The 20,155-nt window shown below is 69.3% G+C and carries 20 protein-coding genes; 13 read left to right on the top strand and 7 right to left on the bottom strand.

Annotation, left to right across the window (positions count from 1 at the left end; genetic code table 11):
• Nucleotides 1–39: 39 nt before the first annotated feature.
• The gene (locus tag IG99_RS32680) at nt 40–987 is read left to right on the top strand and encodes an NAD-dependent epimerase/dehydratase family protein (RefSeq protein ID WP_037680426.1); all 948 of its coding nucleotides are present in this window, start codon (nt 40–42) and stop codon (nt 985–987) included.
• A gap of 46 nt (nt 988–1,033) precedes the next feature.
• On the opposite strand, the gene IG99_RS32675 is transcribed toward IG99_RS32680, so the two are convergent.
• Nucleotides 1,034–1,933 (bottom strand): LysR family transcriptional regulator, encoded by a 900-nt coding sequence (locus tag IG99_RS32675; protein ID WP_199815664.1) that lies wholly within the window; start codon nt 1,931–1,933, stop codon nt 1,034–1,036.
• Between the two features lie 117 nt (nt 1,934–2,050).
• Here IG99_RS32675 and IG99_RS32670 point away from each other — a divergent pair, with 117 nt between their 5' ends.
• From IG99_RS32670 to IG99_RS32660, 3 genes are all read left to right on the top strand, one after another.
• Nucleotides 2,051–2,491, top strand: a complete 441-nt coding sequence (locus IG99_RS32670; protein ID WP_037680518.1) for a YybH family protein — start codon at nt 2,051–2,053, stop codon at nt 2,489–2,491.
• A 141-nt stretch (nt 2,492–2,632) separates the two neighbouring features.
• On the top strand, nt 2,633–2,977 hold the full coding sequence (locus IG99_RS32665) for a hypothetical protein (RefSeq protein ID WP_199815662.1): 345 nt from the start codon (nt 2,633–2,635) through the stop codon (nt 2,975–2,977).
• Nucleotides 2,970–4,643, top strand: coding sequence for a multicopper oxidase family protein (locus tag IG99_RS32660; RefSeq protein ID WP_037680424.1), 1,674 nt, complete (start codon nt 2,970–2,972; stop codon nt 4,641–4,643). The genes IG99_RS32665 and IG99_RS32660 overlap by 8 nt, the downstream gene beginning before the upstream one ends.
• 42 nt (nt 4,644–4,685) lie before the next feature.
• On the opposite strand, the gene IG99_RS32655 is transcribed toward IG99_RS32660, so the two are convergent.
• The 4 genes from IG99_RS32655 to IG99_RS32640 are packed head-to-tail and all read right to left on the bottom strand — an operon-like array spanning nt 4,686 to nt 8,029.
• Nucleotides 4,686–5,360 (bottom strand): hypothetical protein, encoded by a 675-nt coding sequence (locus IG99_RS32655; protein ID WP_037680422.1) that lies wholly within the window; start codon nt 5,358–5,360, stop codon nt 4,686–4,688.
• Between the two features lie 4 nt (nt 5,361–5,364).
• Nucleotides 5,365–6,906, bottom strand: coding sequence for an AAA family ATPase (locus IG99_RS32650; protein WP_037680420.1), 1,542 nt, complete (start codon nt 6,904–6,906; stop codon nt 5,365–5,367).
• A gap of 20 nt (nt 6,907–6,926) precedes the next feature.
• Nucleotides 6,927–7,661 (bottom strand): hypothetical protein, encoded by a 735-nt coding sequence (locus IG99_RS32645; protein WP_199815661.1) that lies wholly within the window; start codon nt 7,659–7,661, stop codon nt 6,927–6,929.
• Nucleotides 7,661–8,029: a WXG100 family type VII secretion target gene (locus tag IG99_RS32640; protein WP_051866163.1), complete on the bottom strand. Its 369-nt coding sequence runs from the start codon at nt 8,027–8,029 to the stop codon at nt 7,661–7,663. Before IG99_RS32640 ends, IG99_RS32645 begins: the two co-directional genes overlap by 1 nt.
• A gap of 236 nt (nt 8,030–8,265) precedes the next feature.
• Between IG99_RS32640 and IG99_RS32635 the strand changes: the two genes are divergently transcribed.
• The 4 genes from IG99_RS32635 (at nt 8,266) to IG99_RS32625 (ending at nt 12,172) form a co-directional block, all read left to right on the top strand.
• A complete protein-coding gene (locus tag IG99_RS32635; RefSeq protein ID WP_037680419.1) occupies nt 8,266–8,736 on the top strand; it encodes a hypothetical protein in 471 nt (156 codons plus the stop codon).
• Between the two features lie 10 nt (nt 8,737–8,746).
• Nucleotides 8,747–11,014, top strand: coding sequence for a DUF6571 family protein (locus tag IG99_RS32630; RefSeq protein WP_037680418.1), 2,268 nt, complete (start codon nt 8,747–8,749; stop codon nt 11,012–11,014).
• A gap of 79 nt (nt 11,015–11,093) precedes the next feature.
• Entirely contained in the window at nt 11,094–11,660 is a 567-nt protein-coding gene (locus IG99_RS49130) for a hypothetical protein (RefSeq protein ID WP_158973283.1), read from the top strand.
• A complete protein-coding gene (locus IG99_RS32625; protein ID WP_037680417.1) occupies nt 11,660–12,172 on the top strand; it encodes a hypothetical protein in 513 nt (170 codons plus the stop codon). The genes IG99_RS49130 and IG99_RS32625 overlap by 1 nt, the downstream gene beginning before the upstream one ends.
• A 22-nt stretch (nt 12,173–12,194) precedes the next feature.
• Here IG99_RS32625 and IG99_RS32620 read toward each other — a convergent pair whose 3' ends face one another.
• Together IG99_RS32620 and IG99_RS32615 are read right to left on the bottom strand one after the other, a co-directional pair.
• Nucleotides 12,195–14,978: a poly(A) polymerase gene (locus IG99_RS32620; protein WP_037680416.1), complete on the bottom strand. Its 2,784-nt coding sequence runs from the start codon at nt 14,976–14,978 to the stop codon at nt 12,195–12,197.
• A gap of 50 nt (nt 14,979–15,028) precedes the next feature.
• Entirely contained in the window at nt 15,029–16,690 is a 1,662-nt protein-coding gene (locus tag IG99_RS32615; RefSeq protein WP_037680413.1) for an RNA ligase family protein, read from the bottom strand.
• A 524-nt stretch (nt 16,691–17,214) separates the two neighbouring features.
• On the opposite strand from IG99_RS32615, the gene rpsJ reads away from it, so the two are divergent.
• From rpsJ to rplB, 5 genes are read left to right on the top strand one after another with little or no spacing between them, the layout of a single operon-like run.
• A complete protein-coding gene (gene rpsJ, locus IG99_RS32610) occupies nt 17,215–17,523 on the top strand; it encodes a 30S ribosomal protein S10 (RefSeq protein WP_003948644.1) in 309 nt (102 codons plus the stop codon).
• A gap of 17 nt (nt 17,524–17,540) precedes the next feature.
• Nucleotides 17,541–18,185, top strand: coding sequence for a 50S ribosomal protein L3 (gene rplC, locus IG99_RS32605; RefSeq protein WP_037680411.1), 645 nt, complete (start codon nt 17,541–17,543; stop codon nt 18,183–18,185).
• Between the two features lie 8 nt (nt 18,186–18,193).
• Nucleotides 18,194–18,850: a 50S ribosomal protein L4 gene (gene rplD, locus IG99_RS32600; protein WP_037680410.1), complete on the top strand. Its 657-nt coding sequence runs from the start codon at nt 18,194–18,196 to the stop codon at nt 18,848–18,850.
• Nucleotides 18,850–19,269, top strand: a complete 420-nt coding sequence (gene rplW, locus IG99_RS32595; protein WP_037680408.1) for a 50S ribosomal protein L23 — start codon at nt 18,850–18,852, stop codon at nt 19,267–19,269. Before rplD ends, rplW begins: the two co-directional genes overlap by 1 nt.
• Nucleotides 19,270–19,307: 38 nt before the next feature.
• Nucleotides 19,308–20,144, top strand: coding sequence for a 50S ribosomal protein L2 (gene rplB, locus IG99_RS32590; protein WP_037680406.1), 837 nt, complete (start codon nt 19,308–19,310; stop codon nt 20,142–20,144).
• The last annotated feature ends 11 nt before the right edge of the window (nt 20,145–20,155 follow it).

The raw sequence follows: 20,155 nt of genomic DNA, 5'->3' as shown, positions 1-20,155 counted from the left end.
CTACCCTTTGGGTAGGAAGAGGGTTAGGAGGGCCGGGAGTTGAGTCCCCCCGTACGGATCGTCCTGACCGGACCGACCGGATTCATCGGCTCCGCCGTCCTGCGGGAGCTGGCGGGACGGCGGGCGACGGACGCGCTGTACGTCACGGCCCTCGGCCGCCGGACCACCCACGGGACGCGCGCGCACGCCGACGACTGGCGGTACGCCGACCTGGCCGACGCCGGCTCACTGCGCGGGGTCTGCGACGACGCCGACGTACTGCTGCACCTCGGCGGGGTTTTGGGGCCGACCCCGGAGCACTGCCACACCGTGAACGTGCTGGGCACCGCCGCGCTCATGGAGGAGGCACGGGCCGCGGGCGTCGGACGGACGGTCCACCTCTCCACCGCCGCTGTCTACGGGCGCGGCCCGCACCGCGGCATCGACGTCGACGAGGTGGCACCTGCCCCCGTCTCCGCCGCCAGCGCGTCCCGGCTGGAGGCGGAGGCGTTCGCGCTGGCCGCGGGGGCCGTCGTACTGCGGCCGGGGCTGGTGCTGGGGGAGGGCGACCGTTGGGTGGTGCCCGGGCTGGCCGAGCTGGTCCGGCGTGTGCCGGCCGTCTGGGACGGGGGAAGGGCCCGAATCTCCGCGGTCGCCGTCGAGGACCTCGCGCGCCTCATCGTCGCCCTCGCCCTGGACGGGAACGAGGTCGAGCCCGGCATCCACCACGCCAGCCACCCCGAACCCGTCACCACCGGAGCCCTGCTGCGGACCCTCGCCGATCTGGACGTCCTGCCCCGGGTGACCGAGTCATGGCCCTGGGAGCGCTGCGTGGAGGCGTTGCACGGGACCGAGGGCCGGGCCGGTGAACGGCAGCTCTCCCTCGTCGCCCTCGACCACTGGTACGCGAGCGAGGAAGTCTGGCGGTCGGCCGGCTGCGCGCCCGGCCCGGGGCCCCTGCACCGACTGACCGGGGCTGCCGAGTGGTACCGATCGCGGGTGCGCTGACCAGCGTCGGCCGCGCAGCTCCTGAAAACGACCGGTGATCCGATCGTCAGCGTCGGGCCTGCGGCTCCCCTGTGCTCCAGTCCCAGTCAGTGATCGCGGTGCGCATCAACCGTGCGGCGGATGACGAACGGTTGTCGGCGCCCCAGTAGAGGGTGACCGTGCGACGGCAGTCGGGGTTGTCGACGGGGACCCAGGCAACAGGGGCTTGCGTGATGCTGCGGCGGGCGAAGGCGGGGACGAGACCGATGCCCAGCCCCGCGCTGATCAGGTCGGCGATGGCGCTGGCTTCGTCGCTTTGGCAGACGACCTTCGGGGTCAGGTCTCGTGCGGCGAAGAGCCGTTCGAGCAGTCGGCGTAGCCAGTGCCCCTGGCGGGCGGTGACGATGGGCTGGTCGGCGAGTTCGTCGATGGTCACGGAGGTGCGGCCCGCCAGGGGGTGGTCGAGTGGCGTACCCACTCCCACCGCCTCGTCGAAGAGCTGCACGGACTCCAGGCCCTCGGTGTGGATCGGCTGCGAGGCGACGCACAGATCGACCTCCTGGGCGCGCAGGCGGCGGGCCATGTCCTCGGGCGGCGACCAGTGGAGCTCGATCTCGGCGGCGGGATACGCCTGCTTGTAGGCCGCCAGCGGCCCGGTGAGGGTGAGAAAGGTTTCCGACGCCAGTCTCACGGCGCCCAGGCCCTCGCTGGTGGACTCGGCGACAGCGCGCCGTCCCGCGTCGAGTTCGCCCAGTGCCCGTTCGATGTGATCGCGGAAGAGTCTGCCGCTGTCGTTCAGCCGGAGCCGGCCGCCCCGATCGAACAGCGGTGCGCCCAGTTCGCTCTCCAGTCGGGCGATGGTCCGGCTCAGGGACGGCTGGGCGATGTGCAGCTCTTCGGCGGCCCGGCTGAGGTGCTCCAGCCGGGCCACCACCAGGAACTGTCTGAGCGAGTGCAACTCCATCATGCCCCCGAATACATAACGCCATAGCAATATTCATCTTAGACGCGATAACTCCCGAGTCATAGAGTCGAGTTCGTGAGGAGCCAGGATTCCAGCGCGAACGGACGGGGTGGGATGGCGATGACAACGCAGCACGAAAGGGATGAGGCCGAGATCCGCCGGCACATCCACAAGCTCGTCGAAGGACTTCAGAGCAAGGATCTCGATGGCCTGGGGCGGCTCTACGCAACGGACATCGTGTCCTTCGACGTTCAGCCGCCGCTCCAGCACGTGGGGATCGAGGCCAAACTCAAGAACTGGGCCCCCGTCTTCACGTCCTTCGAGACCGTCACCTATGAGGTTCGCGACCTGACGCTCACGGTGGGCGACGACGTGGCGTTCGGGCACGCCTTCGCTCGTCTCGGCGGCACGCTCAAGGACGGGACGGCGGTAAGCGGGATGTGGGTCAGGGTGACGTACTGCCTCCGGAAGATCGACGGCACCTGGTTGATCGCGCACGACCAGGTCTCCGTGCCGCTCGACATCCTGAGCGGCACCGGAGTGGTCGACCTCGAGCCCTGAGAAGAGCGACTCATGGTCACGATCGACAGATTCCGTCGGGCCGTGCCGGCCCGATCCGACGCCGGCCATCGGAAGTGGTCCTGTGGCTGGGCATTACGGGCGGTCGTCAGCGCGCACGCGGTTGCGATCTTCGGTCAGCCCGTGTTCGCAGGCGTCTATCTGAGCGGCGACTACGACGGACTGCGCTGGCACCTGGCCGGCGCCAACACGGTCACCTCCCTCGGCTACGTGCAGTTGATCGCGGCGATCGTGGTCTGGGTCCGGCTGCGTCAGGCTTGGCCGTTCGTCGCCACGCTGGCGCTGGTGGCGGCGGAGACGGTGCAGTACTTCGCCGGGATGGACGGCGCGCTCTGGCTGCACCTTCCCCTGGGCGTGCTGACCGTCGTCGCGCTCACCGTGATGTTCATCGCCGTATGGCGGCAGCCTGTCCTGCGGCCGGCTCCGCGCACGGCATGGGCCCCGCGCGAGGAGGAAGCCAGTGGCTGAAACCCGTGGAATCGGCAGGCGCCAGTTCCTCGGCATCGGCGGGGCGCTCGGGCTGACGGCGGTCACCGGGCTGACGGCCGCGGCGGGCTTGGCGCGCCATCCGGCCTCCACCGGCGACCAGTTACGCAGCGGTGTGCCGCTGCCGCCCGCGTTCCAGGTGCCGTTGCCGCTGCCGTCCGTCCTGAAGCCGGTCAGCACCTCGGGCGGCGTCGACCGCTACGAAATCACCCAGCGCGAGGCGACCCTGGAGGTCCTGCCCGGCGTCAAGACGCCGATGTGGACCTACGGCGGAACGTTCCCAGGTCCGACGATCGAGGCGCGCCGCGGCCGCCCGGTCACCGTGACGCATCACAACGGGCTGCCCGTGCCGACGGTCGTGCACCTGCATGGCGGACGGACGCCGGCCGCTTCGGACGGCTACCCGACCGACCTCGTCCTGCCGAAGAACTGGCGGGAGCCCGCATCCCCCATCGTGCACGGCATGCACGGCGCGCATGACATGAGCGGCATGGACCACATGGACGGCATGGACGGCATGGACGGCATGCAGGGCATGCAGGGCATGCAGGGCATGCAGGACCCGAAGGCCGTGGTGACCAGGCTGACGCGGGACTACACGTTCCCGATGGACCAGCGGCCGACGCTGCTCTGGTACCACGACCACCGGATGGACTTCACCGCCCCCGCGATCTGGCGCGGCCTCGCCGGGCTGCACATCATCCGCGACGACGCCGAGGACTCGCTCGGCCTGCCCTCAGGGCCGCGGGAGCTGCCGCTCATGATCGCCGACCGGGCGTTCGACGACAACGGCAACCTGCACTACCCGTCCCTCGATCCCACCCTGCGCGACCAGCCAGGTGTCGAGGAGGCCTTCCACGCCGGAGTCCTCGGCGACGTGATCCTGGTCAACGGCGCCCCGTGGCCGGTGCACGAGGTCGACGCGGCCCGCTACCGGCTGCGCGTCCTGAACGCCTCCAACGCCCGCCACTACGACCTCGAAGCGGTCACCGACGACGGACACCGTCTCGACCTCGTCCAGGTCGGCGCCGACCAGGGACTGCTCGCCGCACCGGTCACCCACCGCACCCTGCCGATCGCCCCGGCCGAACGCTACGACGTGGTGGTCGACTTCACGAAGGTCCAGGTCGGCGGCCGTGTCAGAATCGTCAACCGGCTGGGCTCCGGCCGCACACGCGACGTCCTGGCCTTCCGGGTCGCACGCAAGGCCGCCGACCACAGCCGCATCCCCCGCCTCCTCTCCCACGACCTGCCGAACTGGCGCCGGGCGGACGCCACACGGACACGCGACTTCTCCTTCCGCGCCGGACGCATGCACGGCGGCCACGGCTGGTTGATCGGCGGAGTCCCGTTCGACCCGGCCCGCTCCGACGTCACCACCCGGCTCGGCGACGTCGAGGTGTGGCGGCTGATCGCGGACGTGCACCACCCCGTCCATCTCCACCTGGTCGGGTTCCGGGTGCTGTCGCGCAGAGGAAGGAAGGCGCTCCCTCACGACGCGGGCCTCAAGGACACCGTCTCGCTCCGCCCGGGGGAAGCGGCGGAGATCATCACCCGCTTCGACGGCTACCGCGGCCGCTACCTCTTCCACTGCCACAACGCCGAGCACGAGGACATGGGGATGATGGCCAACCTCGACATCATCTGACCTCTGTACCGATCGCGGGCGCGCTGACGAGCGCCGGCCGGCTCAGCTCCCGCGCTGCCACGTCTGGAGGACCGCCAGGGCGTAGGCGACCCGGGGGTCCAGACGCCGCGGGTCGAAGCGGTAGACCTTGTTGACGCCCCGGTAGTCCAGGGCCGTGCCGGTGCCGGGGACGCGCCACCGGGTGCGGATCGGTCTGCCGAAGGTCCAGTCGTCGGTGGTGCCGTCGAAGAACGCGTACAGCAGCGCGCAGAGCGCGAAGAGGAACCAGACGGGCGACGTCACCACGTAGAGGAACCAGGCGTACGAGGTGCCCTGCCTGCCCGTGACCGGCCGCGGGGCGCCGGTGAGCTGCGCGGACCAGCGGACGCGGCGGGGCCAGGGCAGGAGCCTGCCGGGACGGCGGGTGATCCTGGCCAGGGGAGTGCCGTCGGCGGCACGGACGTCGTAGGCGTCGGGTGCGGCCGGGTGGACGGAACACCAGGGGCTGCCACCCGGTCCGTCGTGGATCCAGAACGGCGAGGGCGCCTTGCGGCTCCACCGCTCCGCGGAGCGCGGCGCGACGACCCGGGCCAGCGGGGTGTCCTCCGGGCGGCGGGCGGTCGTCGACCGGATCGTCGCGCGCGTGTCGGCGTCGGGCGGCAGTCCCAGTGACCGCGGATCGGACACCGGAACGGGGTTGTTCCCGGAGACCAGGAACGTGTACGGGCTGTTGTCCACGGGGTCATCCAAACGGGTTGGCGTCGGCCAGGCGGCCGAGGACGTCGCCTGCTGTGTCGCGGGCCCGGTCGATCCCCTCGTGGATCTTCTCCGAGCCGTACTCGACGGGATCGGTGGCGATCCGCACGCCCTCCTTGTAGAGGTTCTTCGCGCCGAGCGCCGCCTCGTAACCGCGTGCCGTCCAGGAGCGGGGGTCGATGTAGCGTCCGACGGTCTCGCCGGCGTTGTCGATGACCGGCCTGACCGAGTCCGCGAGTGCGGGGATACGGCCCAGCGGGGTGTTCTCGATCAGCTGGGGCACCACCTTCTGGAAGGCCATGTCGGTGATGCCGGCACCGGCCTTGTAGAGGTTGTAGTCGCCGAACTCCTTGGCCACGGCCACCTTGAAGCGGTCGGCCAGGGTGTCCGCGGTGATGTGGATCGCGTGGGCCTTGCTGCCGAGGGCGCTGACGTTGCGCATCACCCACTGCTCGGCGTCGTCGCCCAGCTTCGCGGTCCCGCCGACGTGCTCGATGATGTCGTCCGCGCGCTTCCAGGCGTCGGAGGCCTTCGCCCCGAAGTCCAGCACGTTCATCGGGATCTTGACGCCCTTGAACATCCCCTTGCCGACCTTCCCCAGCCTCAGCAGGTCGCCGAACGGGACGAAGCCCACCACGTCCAGGCCGATGTCCAGCCAGTTGCCCTTCTTCGACCCGGCCGCCCAGCCGACGCCGTGGAAGAGGAGCGCGCCCGCGTTGAGCACCATGCCGATGCCCTCGAAGACGACGGCGCCGATGATGGTCTCGGAGAAGACGACCGCGAGGACGTCACAGGCCGCGCTGGCGTAGCCGAGCCAGTCCCCGATCTCGTAGATCGTGTCCGCGTGCTTCTTGATCCACTCCCAGAGGTCGCCCGCGAGGTCCTTGATGCGTTCGCCCAGGCCCTTGACCGCGTCGACGATCATGTCCAGTAGGGACTCGACCGGGGCGTCCTCGGCCGCCTTGCGGATCAGATCGGCGGCGATGTGCGCCGCCACCTGGTGGTCGTGCTGGAGCTCCCGCGCCCTCTTGATGATCGCGTCCAGCTCGTCGCTCGCCTCGGTCACCCGCTTCGTCGCGTGGTTCAGGCGCCGCTGTGCGTCGTGCAGCTCCGCGTCCGTGTCGAACGTCCGGCCCGCGAGCTGCAGATCCGGGTTGCCGCGCGCGTCCGCCAGCGTCCGCCTGGCCGCCGTGGCCTCGTGCTCGTAGTGGCGTGCCTTCGTCTGGAAGTCCGCCAGCTGAGACTCCCAGGTGCGCAGCGCGTGCGCGGCGTCGATCAGTGAGTCGCGTCCGTCGTCCAGGTACTTCGGCAGCACACCGGTCTTCTCGGCGAAGGCGGCGGCCGCTTCGCCCACCCACGCCCCGTCCGCCTTCCCCAGCTTGGTCAGGGTCGCGTGCGCGTCGTGCAGTTGCTTGCCCGCGCTGTTGAGGGAGGTGACGAGCTGGTGCACGGAGGCGGGCACGCCGGGGGCGGGGTCGAAGCCGAGCGCGTCGTAGGACTGTGTCGTCGGTGCTGTCTGAGGATTCATGGGCGGCCTCCTGGGCGCGGTCAGTAGGAGCCGAAGGGGGAGAGCGGAGCGGCTTCCTTCGTGACCGCGTTCAGGGGCGCCTCGTCATCGTCCTCGTCCTCGTCATCGTCCTCGCCGAAGGCGACGGTGTCGGCGATGTCCGCGAGGACGGACTGGTAGTGGAAGAGGTCCTGGACGTCGGCCGTGCTGAGACAGAGCAGCAGCAGGCGGTTCTCGTCAGGGAAGGGCACCCAGACCTCGATGCGCACGAAGAACCGTTCCTGCTGCCCCGGCCCTTCCTCCTCCGGCAGCTCCCACACGGCGCGGGACCCGGCGATGTGGACGACGGCCGGTCCCACGGGAAGGGAGACGAGCTGGACCTCGCCGCCCTGGCCCGCCTTGTCCAGCGCCTCGGCGATGCCCGAGGCGGTGAAGTGCGGGTCGGGGTTGTCCAGGTCGCGCACGCTGATGGTGAGCGTGGCGCGGCTGACGCGCTCGGGAGGCTCGGAACCGTCCGCGCTGCCGCCGACGGGGAAGATGCCGAGCGCGTTGTAGACGGTGCCGCCCTCGACGAGGTTCTGCGCGTTGGCCGCGTACATGGCGGTGGTCACCTTGCGCAGTGGCTCCAGGTCCTCGCGCTCGCCCCAGTAGTCCCGCGCGAACTGCCGTACGCGTGCGTCGAAGGCGTCCTCGTCGTCACCCAGGCCCAGCGGTACGGCGTGGAACTCCGACGGCACCTGGAAGCGGAACGCGGGCGTCTCGGCGGAGCCGGGCATCACTGACCCTCCGCCCTCAAGGACTTGTCGGCGAGCTTCACGGCCCGCACGAGTGCCGTGACCTCCTCTTCCAGCCCCTGGTAGACACGGCCCGACTGCGCGACCTTCTCGGTGATGCCGCCCGTGGCGTCGGCGATCAGCTCGATGCCGTAGCCCCACTTCTCCTGGAAGTCGTCGCACGCCTCCTCCAGCTCACCGGAGCCGGCGCCCTTGGGCCCGATGTCCTTCAGCTGTCTCATCGCGGACCGCATGGTGTCCGCGCACTCGGCGAGATCGACGACGAGCCGGGCCATCGCCTCGAACTCGACCTTGTAGTAACCGGTCATCCCTGCCATGCCCCCGTCATGCACGCTGATCAGCGTGATCATTGCATGCACTCAAAGCGACAAAAGCGAAACGCGGCCCGTCGGCCCCAGGTAGTCACGGAAGCTCCCCGGCCTCTCCACGCGGGAGGGAACCCCGCACGGCGAACCCCCCTGTCACACATAGACGTTCATGACTCGGCGCGAGCGGTTGTGAAGCAACGGTAAGAAAGGGTAAGAAGCTTCAGGTGATCGGCCACGATCGGCTGGACGCGACACGGGGGCGGGGGAGGGCGTGGGGCATGGCCTGGGACGAGTGGGAGCAGCTGAAGGCCGACGCGGCGGAGAGCGGCTCGACAGGGATGCGGCTCAACCAGCTCGCCGCGGAGGGCGGCGGGGGCGAGGGCGAGCTGGTGGTGAACCAGGACGACCTGGGGGCCGTCGGTCATGACGCGTTCACCCTGTACGAGGATCTGCACACCGGGACGGACATCGCCGGCGCGGGGATGAACAAGGACGGCGCCGGATCCACGATGCAGGCCGCCGCCTCGCTCACGTCGCACGGCTTCGCGATGGGTGGCGCACTGGAGCTGACGGTCGAGGTCTGGACGTCCCAGGCGAAAACAGTCCTCCAGGCGTGTGCGCACATTTCCAACCACCTCGACTTCAGCAAGAAGCTGCACTCCGAGGACGACGCAAAGATCTCGGCTGTGCTGCGCAGCAGGGACGGCTCAGCCGTGTCCGCGTCCGAGATCAGCAAGTACTTCAAGTAGGAGTAGCGCGGTGGCCGTCAAGTACACGGATCTCGTCGAGGTGGATCTCGGCAAGCTGGGCACGGCTGTCTCGGACTGGAAGACCGCCGTCGACAAGCTCAAGACCGCTGCGGAGAACGCCCGCGACGGCATGCAGGCCAAGTCGGACAAGGCCCGGTGGGCGGGGGTGAACGCCACGGTGACGCGCGGTTTCGTCACCAAGACGGCGAAGGAGGTCGCCGACCTCCACACCGAGGCGAACAGCATCTACCAGGTCCTCGAAGACGCCCACACGGAACTGGCCTCGCTCCAGAAGCAGATCAGGGCCGCGCACGCCGAAGTCCAGAAGTGGGGAATCAGCGTCCAGGACTACGGTGACGGCACGGTTCGCTGCGTGTACCCACACATCAGGGGCGACGTCGACGTACACACCAAGGAGGAGAACGAGGCCAGGGACGAACTGGAGGGTCGCATCACCAGGATTCTGTCCCACGCCTCGGAGATCGACGCGTCAGTGGCCCGCGCGCTGCGCAAGAGCCACGGCAGCGATCCGCACAACGCCGGGCACAGCTCGTACGAATCCCTCGACGAGGCCCAGGTCGAGCGCGCTGCCGAGTTGGCCAAGCTCGGTCCGAAGATGACCGACAAGCAGCTCACCGAGCTCAACTCGATCATGAAGTGGAACGCCAAGGACGCCGACTTCAGCACCGGCTTCTACAAGTCCCTCGGAGGTCCCGAGAAGACCCTCGAGTTCTACGGCCGTATGTCCCTCGACGGTACGGAAGGGGACGACAAGGAGCGGCTGGCCCTGACCAGGCAGCTCCAGCGCAACATGGGAACAGCGCTCGCCTCGGCGACCGACCCGGACAACAAGCCTCACTTGCCCGCCAGCTGGGGTACCGAATTCAGGAAGCTGGGAACTCAGCCGATCGACCTCCAGTTGGGAGCGCCGAACTCGCCCTACGGATACCAGATCCTCGGCGGGCTGCTGAGGTACGGGAACTACGATGCGAGGTTCATCAACCCCATCGCCGAGCATGTGGTCCAACTGCACCACAAGGACCCCGATTTCTTCATGCGCAACAAGCCGTCGGGAGTCGACCTCGACCTGGGATACAACCCCTCGGGGAAGGTCGGCGCCGGATACGACCCGCTCACCAGCGTTCTGGAGGGGCTCGGGCACAGCCCCGAGGCGGCGAAGAAGTTCTTCTCGGACGACATGACGCCGACGGTGTACAACGAGGACGGCACCGTGAAGAAGGGCGCCACCCTCGACTACAACTACTACGACGAGCTGACGAAGAAGGACTTCAACTGGCCGGGGGACAGCCTCGTCCACCCCGGCAGTGACGAGGCCGCACACGCGCGTGACGGCGGTCCTGACGCCCTCGGGCACGCCCTGGAAGCGGCGACGCTGGGGTACGCGTACGACGACTCGACGCCCACCCTGGCCCGGGACGCGACCTCAGCCGCGATCATGGAAAAGGTCGTGCAGACCTACGGCGACCCCGAGAACGTCAAGGAGCCCATCTCGGACAGCCTCGGCCGCATGGGGGCCGGCTACATCGACGATCTGAACTGGGGGCTGAACGAGAACAGGGACGACAGCTTGTTCGCCCCGAAGAACCCTGACGGGCACGCACAGTTCGGATCGAGCAACGCGATCAAGTTCCTGAGCTCGATCGGGCAGCATCCGGACGCGTACTCCGAAGTCTCCGTGGCTCAGCAGATCTATGGGACGAGCGGGCTGGAAGCGCAGGTTCACGGCGATCAGATCAATCAGCCGCACGCCCGCGAAATCGTGCGGACCGGCGCGGAGATCCAGGGAATCCTCGACCAGTCAAGAGCAGATCAGGTTCGGGCCGAGGGGCTTGCGAAGGACGCGGCGTACAACAAGAGCCTGCAGGAGAAGACCGACTGGATCAAGTTCGGCGCTGGTGTGGCGGTCGCAGGAGGAGCAGCGTTTCTGCCCCCTGTGGCCGCGGTCGGTGTCGCGGGCACGCTCATTCCTGTCTTCATGGATGCCGGGCAGGGAGCTCTTAACCAGCAGATCGGTGCCGTGATCGGCAGCAGTGCGGAGACTGGCCAAATGGACAGCTCCAGCACGATTCAGGAGCAGCGTAATGTTATTTATGATGCAGGTCGTATAGCCGCTGCATCTCCGGTGGATCAATTTTTGGCGAAACATCATATCGACCATGATGAAGGTTTCGGCCAGGACTTGGAAGAGGCGCTAGGGATCGGGTATGCGAAGGGGACCAATGGAGAGGACCAGCGTGGTGTACTTCCCAAGGCTTAGGCTGATGGCCTCGGTCTCGATTGCTGCGGTCCTCATGGTGACCGGCTGCCAAAGTGGCGAGTCGAAGGGAGGGGGCACAGTGAGCCCAAGCCCTGCCGAGACATCCTGTGACAGCGTCCTCAGTGCTCAGGCCAAAGCGGCCATGAAGCGAATTGCTGATATCCCGGACTCCGCAAGGGCCACGTATCTCGGAAATCCGAAGGGAGCGGCTGATGGCCTGGTTGCGCAGTACGATGCAGCAACGGCGCGTGAGGGAAATTTCGAACAATTCTGTGGAGTGCATAGAGGGTCGGCGGGACTATCCTCGGCAAGGGTGAGGTTCTCTATTACGAAAGAAGCTCCTGAAGAAGGCAAGGTTGCCTCGATCTTCAAGGAATACCGCATGGCGAAGACTGCCCTTGCTGGCGTCAAAGTCAGTGTGCTCTATTTTGAATGCTCCAGCAAGAAATTCTCTTTGGGGGCCGGAGCGACGGTGCTGATTCGTGGAGAATTTCGTGCCACGCTTGAACCGTCGGAACGCGAGGATGCGGCGCGACAGGACACCCTTCGTGTCGTGTACGAATCGAGTCGCATCCTTTCGGGCCTGCTCAACTGCAAGTCCAACGCCGGCTTGCCGGCCACCTTCACAATGCCCCCCGAGGTGTGATGGGCCTCTTCGACAAGTTGACAGGAACTCGGCACCCCGCAGACGGTGTTGTGCCAGCTGCTGCCGAGGAGGTACGCGCAGCCCTGCTCAGCCTGAACAGCCCGGATGTTCCGTACGTCATCCGTGACGGTGGCGGGGATGGCGCCGACCTGGTGGCGGAGTGGCGGTTGGCGGAGCCCACCTGGCAGCACTTCTTCGTTCAGTCCCAGTTGAGCCGTGCTCTGCGGATTCGGATGCGTCTGGTCCAGGCGGACCATGAGGTGCGCGCCGTCGAGGAGCAGTGGGAAGTCACCCGCGTCGGAAATCCGCCGAGGCTGGCGGTGTCGAGGCAGTACTCACGCGGGCCGGACAGGACCGTCACACGCACCTGGACGATCGAACGCGGAAGCAGTGGCCGCCTCCAGGCGACGGAGACCTTCCGCTTCGACGGCGCCGACCTGCGCGATCCCCTGCGGAACGCCGTGCTCGACGCCGGCTGGACCTGGCGGGGGCTCCTCCTCGGCAAGCTGTAAGGGTGTGGCGGCGCCCCGATGATCAGCGGAGGGTCGGGATCGCGCCCCCCTCAGCCCTCGTCAGCGTGACTCCCGGCAGGCCGCGCAGTCGCTGTTCCGCGATCTTCGTGAGGTGGTCGGTGGTCGGTGGGGTGGAGCCCAGGCCGATGGCGTAGCGGATGGGGCCGGCGGTGAAGGGGCGGGGCCAGGCGTGACAGTCCGGGGCCGTGGCCGCGAGGTCGGTGATGAGGGCCCGCATCCTGCCTCGTACCCGGCCCTCGTCCGCCGCCGAGTCCACCGTCACGACCGCCCAGGCCGCGTGGCGGCGGTGGAGCGGGGGAGGGGCGAGGAGTTCGGCCCAGGGAGGCGGGGCCGGCGTCGCGTCCAGCAACTCCCAGGCGCGGAACAGCTCTTGGGTGATGAGGTCTCGCATGCCCGGCGTGACCTGGTCCGTGCAGGGGCGTACGGGGGCGGAGGGTGTCGTGATGGTGAGGGGGGCGGGCCCGACGTCCTGCGGTCCTACCGGCTCTCGCCAGTCCCATGCCGCCCAGGTCGCGAAGAAGTGGCGTAGCAGATCCGCCGGGGGCAGGTCGCCGGACTTGCTCGCCGTGCGGGCCGCCAGGACGGACCAGGCGAGGCCCGGCAGGCCCCCGAACGGTGCCGAGTCCAGACCCCGTGCCTTCGCCCATGCCTTGACCTGCCTGGCCAGCCGGGCGAAGGCCGGACCGTGTGCGCCCACCGAGGCGAGCACCGCGTCGGCGTCGCTCACCGCGCTGAGCGCGATCGCCGCCGCCTCTCCCAGCTCGGCTCGGCGAGCCACCGCCTGGGCGGGGTCCAGCGAGCCGGTGGCGACGACGACCAGGTCCACGTCCAGCCCGTCGATCCGCAACCGCAGACCGGGCACGCGGGCCCCGACCACCTCGCGCACATCGGTCGCCTCAGAGAGAGCTGTGGTCAACCGTGTCTGTACCGCGGCGACTTCGACAGACCCGGGCAGTGCCGCCACCAGGTCCAGGTCCGCACCGGGCAGCGCGCAGCCCATGCGCCGGGAGCCGACGACGTGCACGAGACCGTCCCCGAGCACGTCCGTGACGCGGGCCGTGATCAGGTCGGCGACAGCAGCGTCCGTGGCCTCGCCCTCGTACCGCCCCGCCTCCTCCCTCCAGCTGACCTCTCCCGTCCCCAGCGTCACCGTCCCCCGCACCCTCATCGGCTCGTCCCCGCGCCGCGACAGCAGTGCCAGCTCGCCGACCCTGACCGGTGTCGCAGTGAGCCGGGCCTCGCAGGTGGCGGCCAGGGCGTTCGGGTCGGTGGTGCGGCCCAGGCTCAGGTGAGGGGTGAAGCCCGCGCGGCGGCCGCGGCAGCCGGGGAAGTGGCGCAGGAGGGTGCGGTGCAGCTCGGTCCACGGCTCCTCGCCTGCGGCCGCGGGGTCGAGCCAGACGGTGGCGTCGTCCCGGTGGCCGAACCAGTGCACGCCCTCCAGCCGGGCGTCGAAGGGAGCCGTGGCAGCTGTCGCGAGGACCGATGCCGCCTGCTCGAAGGCGTGTTCCGGCACGAATCCGAAGAGCAGGTTCACATGGGGAGGCCAACGGCGGATCTGCGGGTCGTGGTCGCGGCGGATGTCCTGCAGCGGCGGCCACAGTTCCTCGGGAGGGATCCACGCCAGTGCCGTACGGGGCGTCGGCCGTGTGTCAACGCGGTCGATATCCGCCTCCGGACCGTCCGGGGCACCCGACGTCACCTCCGCCCGCACACCGAAGTGATCGGAGATGTACAGCCCCTCCGCCGCGGGAACGTCGCCGTACAGCTCGGCCCGCCGTACCCGCAGGCCCTCCCCGCGCAGCAGCACCCGGTCCAGCCGGGAGGCCCGGCCGGTCAGGGACGAGATCGCGGCCAGCGGGTTGGTGCCCGGGTCGAAGGTGGGGGTCGGGTCGCCGGCGCCGTGCACCTCGCTCCACGCGTCCCGCATCCCCAACGTCAGCTGCGGTGTGTCACCGCCGTCGTTGAAGTCGCCCATGAGGACCAGTTCGGCTTCCAGACCCGCCAGACCTTCGGCGACGCGCGTCAGCTCGGCGTCGCGCCGGACCGCACCGTTCTCGGAGTGGTCGCTGCTCAGGTGCGTCGCCGCGACGACCAGGGGACGCGTGCCCGTCTCCACGACGAGGGCGGTCACCGCCTTGTGCGGGCCCAGCGCGTGGAACGCGGCCTCCCGCACGGGCAACCGGCTCAGGAGCAGCAGACCGCACTCGTCCACGTCCCGCTCCCGCGGATCCGTCCCCAGCGTCCACCCCGCCCGCACCCACGGCTCCCGCAGCAGCGGGACGAGGAGTTCCGCCTCGACCTCCTGCAACGCGATCACGTCGACGTCGGCGTCGCGCAGGGCCCGCAGCAGCTCGGGCCTGCGCCGGGCGCTGTCGATGCGGTCGGCGTCGTACCGGTCCCAGAGGGTGTTCCAGGTCAGCACCCGCACACCATCAGGGCCGGAAGCGGCGCCGGCCGGTGAGCGCGCCGGCACCCAGTCCTCCCCGTCCCACGCATACGGCGTACGGGCCGTGAAGAACGGCGCCCGGAGCAGCCGAGCCTCCCGCACCCGCCCGGCCCCCGTCGCGTCGATCCGGTCCACACCCGTGCCCCGGTCCCACACCACCTCGCCGTCGGCCTCGAAGAACAGCACCCGGTGCCACGGGATCTCGCCGCCGGGCACGAAGGCGGGCAGCGGAACACGCTTGGGCGCGGCCCCGCGCTGCAGGACGCCCAGCACGAAGCGGGCCGGGTCGAAGCGCGCGTCCCAGCGCACCCGGTGATAGATCTCCTCGCTGGTACGCAACGGTCAGCCCTCTCAGCCCTCTCTCGGATCTCTCAGGCCCCCAGGGCCCGTCAGATCTCTTCCTCTACGGTTCCGCCCGCCCCGATGTACCAGGTGCGATGTGCGTCTCCCGGGTACGGCGGGCCGAAGCGGCGCAGCTGGGCGGCGAGCACCTCCGGGGGCACCGGGTGCTCGCGGTGGGCGTTGCGCCGTATCAGCTCGTCCTCGTCGACCAGGACCACGGCGTGCGTGATCAGGGCGTCACGACGGTGGGCGATCGCGTGCACGAGCGAGCGCTGCTGCTTGTTCAGGGACGTGGCGTCCCACACCACGGTCCCTCCGCCGGCCAGGGCCTTGTCCAGCCGGTCGAGCCCCTCGCGCAGGACGGCCTCGTTGGCCCGCTGGTCGGCGCGCGAGCCGCGCGCCTCGCGCAGATCGTCCAGGGAGACGTACGCGTTCACGCCCGGGAGTCCGCGGGCGAAGGTGCTCTTGCCGCTGCCCGCCGGCCCGACCGTCTGGATCAGTTTCGGGAAGGCGCCGGAGCGCCAGCGCCAGGTCGCCGCCACCGCCTCTTCGACCCCGCCGATCCGGCCCCGCGCGTACGCCTCCCGGGCCTCGGCCCGGCACCGGACGGCCGCGTCGGCCGGCAGCTCGGCGAACGCCTCCCGCAGCGCCTGCTCGTCCAGGCCCGCCACGTCCTCGGCGTGCAGTGCCGACCACTCCACCTGCTCGCGCGCCTCGTCCGTGGCCGCCGTGACCCGGGCGACCGCGTGCAGCAGGCCGAGGTCGGCGGCGTGGGACAGCCGCACCAGGCCGGCCCGCCGGTCCTCGTCCGGATACGGCCGATGCAGCGCCGGGTGCAGTCCCACCAGATCCGCGACCCGGCGCGCGAGCGGCATGCCCACCACCCCTGCGAGCCGTGCCGCGAGCCGTGCCCGCCTGCCCGAGTGCAGCAGCGTGGCCAGCACGCCGACGAGCCGGTCGTCCCCGGACCGCCCCGCCGCATCGAACAGGGCGACGGCTCGCGGGTCCCCCTCGCCGGGCAGGCCCACGGCCTCCTCCAGCGCCGCCGCGTCGACGGCCACCCCCGAACGCACCGCCCACAACGCGGCCCCCGGGCCGAGACCGTTCTCGACGACGGCCGCGTGCATCCAGTGCGTGTCCGTCCGCACGTGCCCGGCCCGCACCCACTTGGCCACCCGCCCCCCGAACTCATGAGCGCCGAACCCGTCCACGACCCGGACGACGTACCCCTCCTGCCGCCCGAGATCCAGCCGCAGCGCGCGCAGCGCCCGCTCGTCGAACACGCCTCGCCACAGGACCCGCGGTACGGGAACACCGAGCCCGCGCAGAAAGGCCACCGTCCGGTCCCAGCCCAGGCAGCGGCCGTCCGTGTCCCACACCGAGAAGCCGTAGAACCAGCTCTCCAGGTCGTCGTACGCGATGGAGTGCCGGGCGAACATGTTCTCCCCGCACACCCGCCAGCCCACGGGGATGGCGTGGCCGACGCGCGCCTGGAGGGCCTTGACCCAGGTGCGGGAGGGGTGGTGGGCCGAGTCGAGCGAGCGGGCGTGCAGGCCGTCGGCGTACAGCGTGGTGTTCTCGCCGTCGAGCTTCTCGGTGACGACGACCTCGCGGCCGCGCAGGCCGGACAGGTCGGTGATCCTGAGGTCATCGGCGGTGGCGCCGGGGGACCAGGGCAGGTGCCGGGTCCGCGGATAGTGCGTACGCATCGTGAACGTCCCCCGTGGCGGCTCGTACCTGATCAGCCTAGGAACGCCGGGCGGCCGTGGGCCAGTGGTTTACGGCGTGGGCGGGGGGAGGAGCGGGGGTGTCGCCCGCACGCGTTTGACCTTCGTCACGTCCGGGGTATTCTCTCCAGCTCGATTGGCGAAGCCCCAGCTGCGTATGGCAGACTAGCGGGGTTGCTCGGTCGAGTGTTGATGCTGCGCGCCTCCCGCCGGGGGGACCGGAAGCGAGTCCCACAGTACTCGTCGTTCCAACTGCCGAAAGGCAGCGCTGGGACGGACGTACGGGAATCTTCCGGGAAGTGTGGTGCGGCACCGGCCAGGCACCCGGTGGCCTTTTGGCTCCGGCTTGCGGTTCCGGAAGGGCCGTGTTCATTCCCTGGAGGGATGTTCGAACAAGGGACATCTGTGTCAGTGGAAGCGCGACACGCCCGACCGCGTGGGTCGGAGAGAACGTAAGAGAACACCGGGTTCCGGAGCGTTACGAGAGACAGGACTGCTGAGTAGCCATGGCGGGACAGAAGATCCGCATCCGGCTCAAGGCCTACGACCACGAGGTCATCGACTCCTCGGCGAAGAAGATCGTCGAGACGGTGACTCGCACTGGTGCGTCGGTCGCGGGCCCGGTGCCGCTGCCCACTGAGAAGAACGTGTACTGCGTCATCAAGTCGCCGCACAAGTACAAGGACTCGCGCGAGCACTTCGAGATGCGCACGCACAAGCGCCTGATCGACATTCTCGACCCGACCCCCAAGACCGTTGACTCTCTGATGCGACTCGACCTCCCGGCCGGTGTCGACATCGAGATCAAGCTCTGAGGGCTGGTGATCTGAGAATGGCTAAGCAGATCAAGGGCATCCTGGGCGAGAAGCTCGGCATGACGCAGGTGTGGGACGAGAACAACCGTGTTGTTCCGGTCACCGTCGTCAAGGCCGGCCCCAACGTCGTCACCCAGGTCCGCACGAACGACGCCGACGGCTACGAGTCCGTCCAGATCGCGTTCGGCGAGATCGACCCGCGCAAGGTGAACAAGCCCCTCAAGGGCCACTTCGCCAAGGCCGATGTCACTCCCCGCCGCCACCTCGTCGAGATCCGTACCGCTGACGCCAGCGAGTACACCCTCGGCCAGGAGATCACCGCTGAGGTGTTCGAGGCCGGCCTCAAGGTCGACGTGACCGGCAAGAGCAAGGGCAAGGGCTTCGCCGGTGTCATGAAGCGTCACAACTTCAAGGGCCTCGGCGCCGGACACGGCACCCAGCGCAAGCACCGCTCCCCCGGTTCCATCGGTGGCTGCGCCACCCCGGGCCGCGTGTTCAAGGGCCTCCGCATGGCGGGTCGCATGGGCAACGAGCGGGTCACCACCCAGAACCTGACCGTCCACGCCGTTGACGCGGAGAAGGGTCTGCTGCTCATCAAGGGCGCGGTTCCCGGTCCGAACGGCGGCCTCGTCCTGGTCCGCACCGCGGCCAAGGGGGCCTGAGGTAACCGATGAGCACTGTTGACATCCTTTCGCCTGCCGGCGAGAAGGCCGGTACCGTCGAGCTCCCCGCGGAGTACTTCGGCGTGGAGAAGATCAGCATCCCGCTGATCCACCAGGTCGTCGTCGCGCAGAACGCCGCTGCCCGCCAGGGCACGCACAAGACCAAGACCCGCGGTGAAGTCCGTGGTGGCGGCAAGAAGCCGTACCGCCAGAAGGGCACCGGCCGCGCCCGTCAGGGTTCGACCCGCGCCCCGCAGTTCGCCGGCGGTGGCGTCGTCCACGGCCCGCAGCCGCGTGACTACTCGCAGCGGACCCCGAAGAAGATGAAGGCCGCGGCCCTGCGCCACGCCCTCACCGACCGGGCCCGCCACAACCGCATCCACGTCGTCACCGGCGTGATCGAGGGCGAGACCCCCTCCACCAAGGCCGCCAAGACGCTGTTCGGCAAGATCTCGGAGCGCAAGAACCTGCTCCTGGTCGTCGACCGCGCCGATGAGGCCGCGTGGCTGTCCGCCCGCAACCTGCCCCAGGTCCACATCCTGGAGCCGGGCCAGCTGAACACGTACGACGTGATCGTCTCGGACGACGTGGTCTTCACCCAGGCCGCTCTCGAGTCCTTCGTCGCCGGCCCGAAGGCCAACGACACCGAAGGGAGCGAGGCCTGATGGCTACGCGTCACCCGAGCATTGCCTCCAAGGCTGCGAAGGCCGCCAAGGCCGCGCGCGTCGCCAAGGCGCGTCGCCACGCTGCCGAGGGCAAGAACACCGTCGTCACCCCGGCGAGCAAGGCGTACACGGACCACCGTGACGTCCTGATCAAGCCGGTCGTGTCCGAGAAGAGCTACGCCCTTCTCGACGAGAACAAGTACACGTTCATCGTCGACCCGAGCGCCAACAAGACCCAGATCAAGCAGGCCGTCCAGGCGGTCTTCTCGGTCAAGGTCACCGGGGTCAACACGATCAACCGCCAGGGCAAGCGCAAGCGGACCCGCACCGGCTTCGGCCAGCGTGCCGGCACCAAGCGCGCGATCGTGACCCTCGCCGAGGGCGACCGTATCGACATCTTCGGCGGTCCGACCGCGTAAGCGGTTCGGATCGTCCGATATCGGACGAGGACTGAGAAATGGGAATCCGCAAGTACAAGCCGACTACGCCGGGCCGCCGTGGCGCCAGCGTCGCCGACTTCGTCGAGGTCACGCGGTCCACGCCGGAGAAGTCGCTGGTCCGCCCCCTGCACAGCAAGGGCGGCCGTAACAACGCCGGTCGTGTGACCGTTCGCCACCAGGGTGGCGGACACAAGCGCGCCTACCGAGTGATCGACTTCCGTCGTCACGACAAGGACGGCGTGCCGGCGAAGGTCGCGCACATCGAGTACGACCCCAACCGCACCGCGCGCATCGCGCTGCTGCACTACGCCGACGGCGAGAAGCGCTACATCCTCGCCCCGCGCAACCTGCAGCAGGGTGACCGCGTCGAGAACGGTCCCGGGGCCGACATCAAGCCGGGCAACAACCTGGCCCTGCGCAACATCCCGGTCGGTACGACGCTGCACGCGATCGAGCTCCGTCCGGGCGGTGGCGCCAAGTTCGCCCGCTCCGCCGGTGCCTCCGTGCAGCTGCTCGCGAAGGAGGGCTCGATGGCCCACCTCCGCATGCCCTCCGGTGAGATCCGCCTGGTCGACCAGCGCTGCCGCGCCACGATCGGCGAGGTCGGCAACGCCGAGCAGAGCAACATCAACTGGGGCAAGGCCGGCCGCAAGCGCTGGCTGGGCGTCCGCCCGACCGTTCGCGGTGTGGCGATGAACCCGGTTGACCACCCCCACGGTGGTGGTGAGGGCAAGACCTCCGGTGGTCGCCACCCGGTCAGCCCCTGGGGTCAGAAGGAGGGTCGTACTCGTTCGCCGAAGAAGGCTTCGAACAAGTACATCGTCCGCCGCCGCAAGACGAACAAGAAGCGCTAGGAGCGGGTTTA

Source organism: Streptomyces griseus subsp. griseus (assembly GCF_000720255.1).
GTDB lineage: Bacteria > Actinomycetota > Actinomycetes > Streptomycetales > Streptomycetaceae > Streptomyces > Streptomyces griseus_I.
The sequence above is the reverse complement of the archived record's forward strand: the minus strand, read 5'-3'. Positions and strand labels throughout refer to the sequence as shown.

Excerpts from the sequence above, each read along its gene's own strand:
- IG99_RS32675 (WP_199815664.1), bottom strand. The coding sequence starts at position 1,933 with ATGATGGAGTTGCACTCGCTCAGACAGTTCCTGGTGGTGGCCCGGCTG.
- IG99_RS32670 (WP_037680518.1), top strand. The coding sequence starts at position 2,051 with ATGACAACGCAGCACGAAAGGGATGAGGCCGAGATCCGCCGGCACATC.
- IG99_RS32650 (WP_037680420.1), bottom strand. The coding sequence starts at position 6,906 with ATGAATCCTCAGACAGCACCGACGACACAGTCCTACGACGCGCTCGGC.
- IG99_RS32645 (WP_199815661.1), bottom strand. The coding sequence starts at position 7,661 with ATGCCCGGCTCCGCCGAGACGCCCGCGTTCCGCTTCCAGGTGCCGTCG.
- IG99_RS32640 (WP_051866163.1), bottom strand. The coding sequence starts at position 8,029 with ATGATCACGCTGATCAGCGTGCATGACGGGGGCATGGCAGGGATGACC.
- IG99_RS32635 (WP_037680419.1), top strand. The coding sequence starts at position 8,266 with ATGGCCTGGGACGAGTGGGAGCAGCTGAAGGCCGACGCGGCGGAGAGC.
- IG99_RS32625 (WP_037680417.1), top strand. The coding sequence starts at position 11,660 with ATGGGCCTCTTCGACAAGTTGACAGGAACTCGGCACCCCGCAGACGGT.
- IG99_RS32615 (WP_037680413.1), bottom strand. The coding sequence starts at position 16,690 with ATGCGTACGCACTATCCGCGGACCCGGCACCTGCCCTGGTCCCCCGGC.
- rpsJ (WP_003948644.1), top strand. The coding sequence starts at position 17,215 with ATGGCGGGACAGAAGATCCGCATCCGGCTCAAGGCCTACGACCACGAG.
- rplC (WP_037680411.1), top strand. The coding sequence starts at position 17,541 with ATGGCTAAGCAGATCAAGGGCATCCTGGGCGAGAAGCTCGGCATGACG.
- rplD (WP_037680410.1), top strand. The coding sequence starts at position 18,194 with ATGAGCACTGTTGACATCCTTTCGCCTGCCGGCGAGAAGGCCGGTACC.
- rplW (WP_037680408.1), top strand. The coding sequence starts at position 18,850 with ATGGCTACGCGTCACCCGAGCATTGCCTCCAAGGCTGCGAAGGCCGCC.
- rplB (WP_037680406.1), top strand. The coding sequence starts at position 19,308 with ATGGGAATCCGCAAGTACAAGCCGACTACGCCGGGCCGCCGTGGCGCC.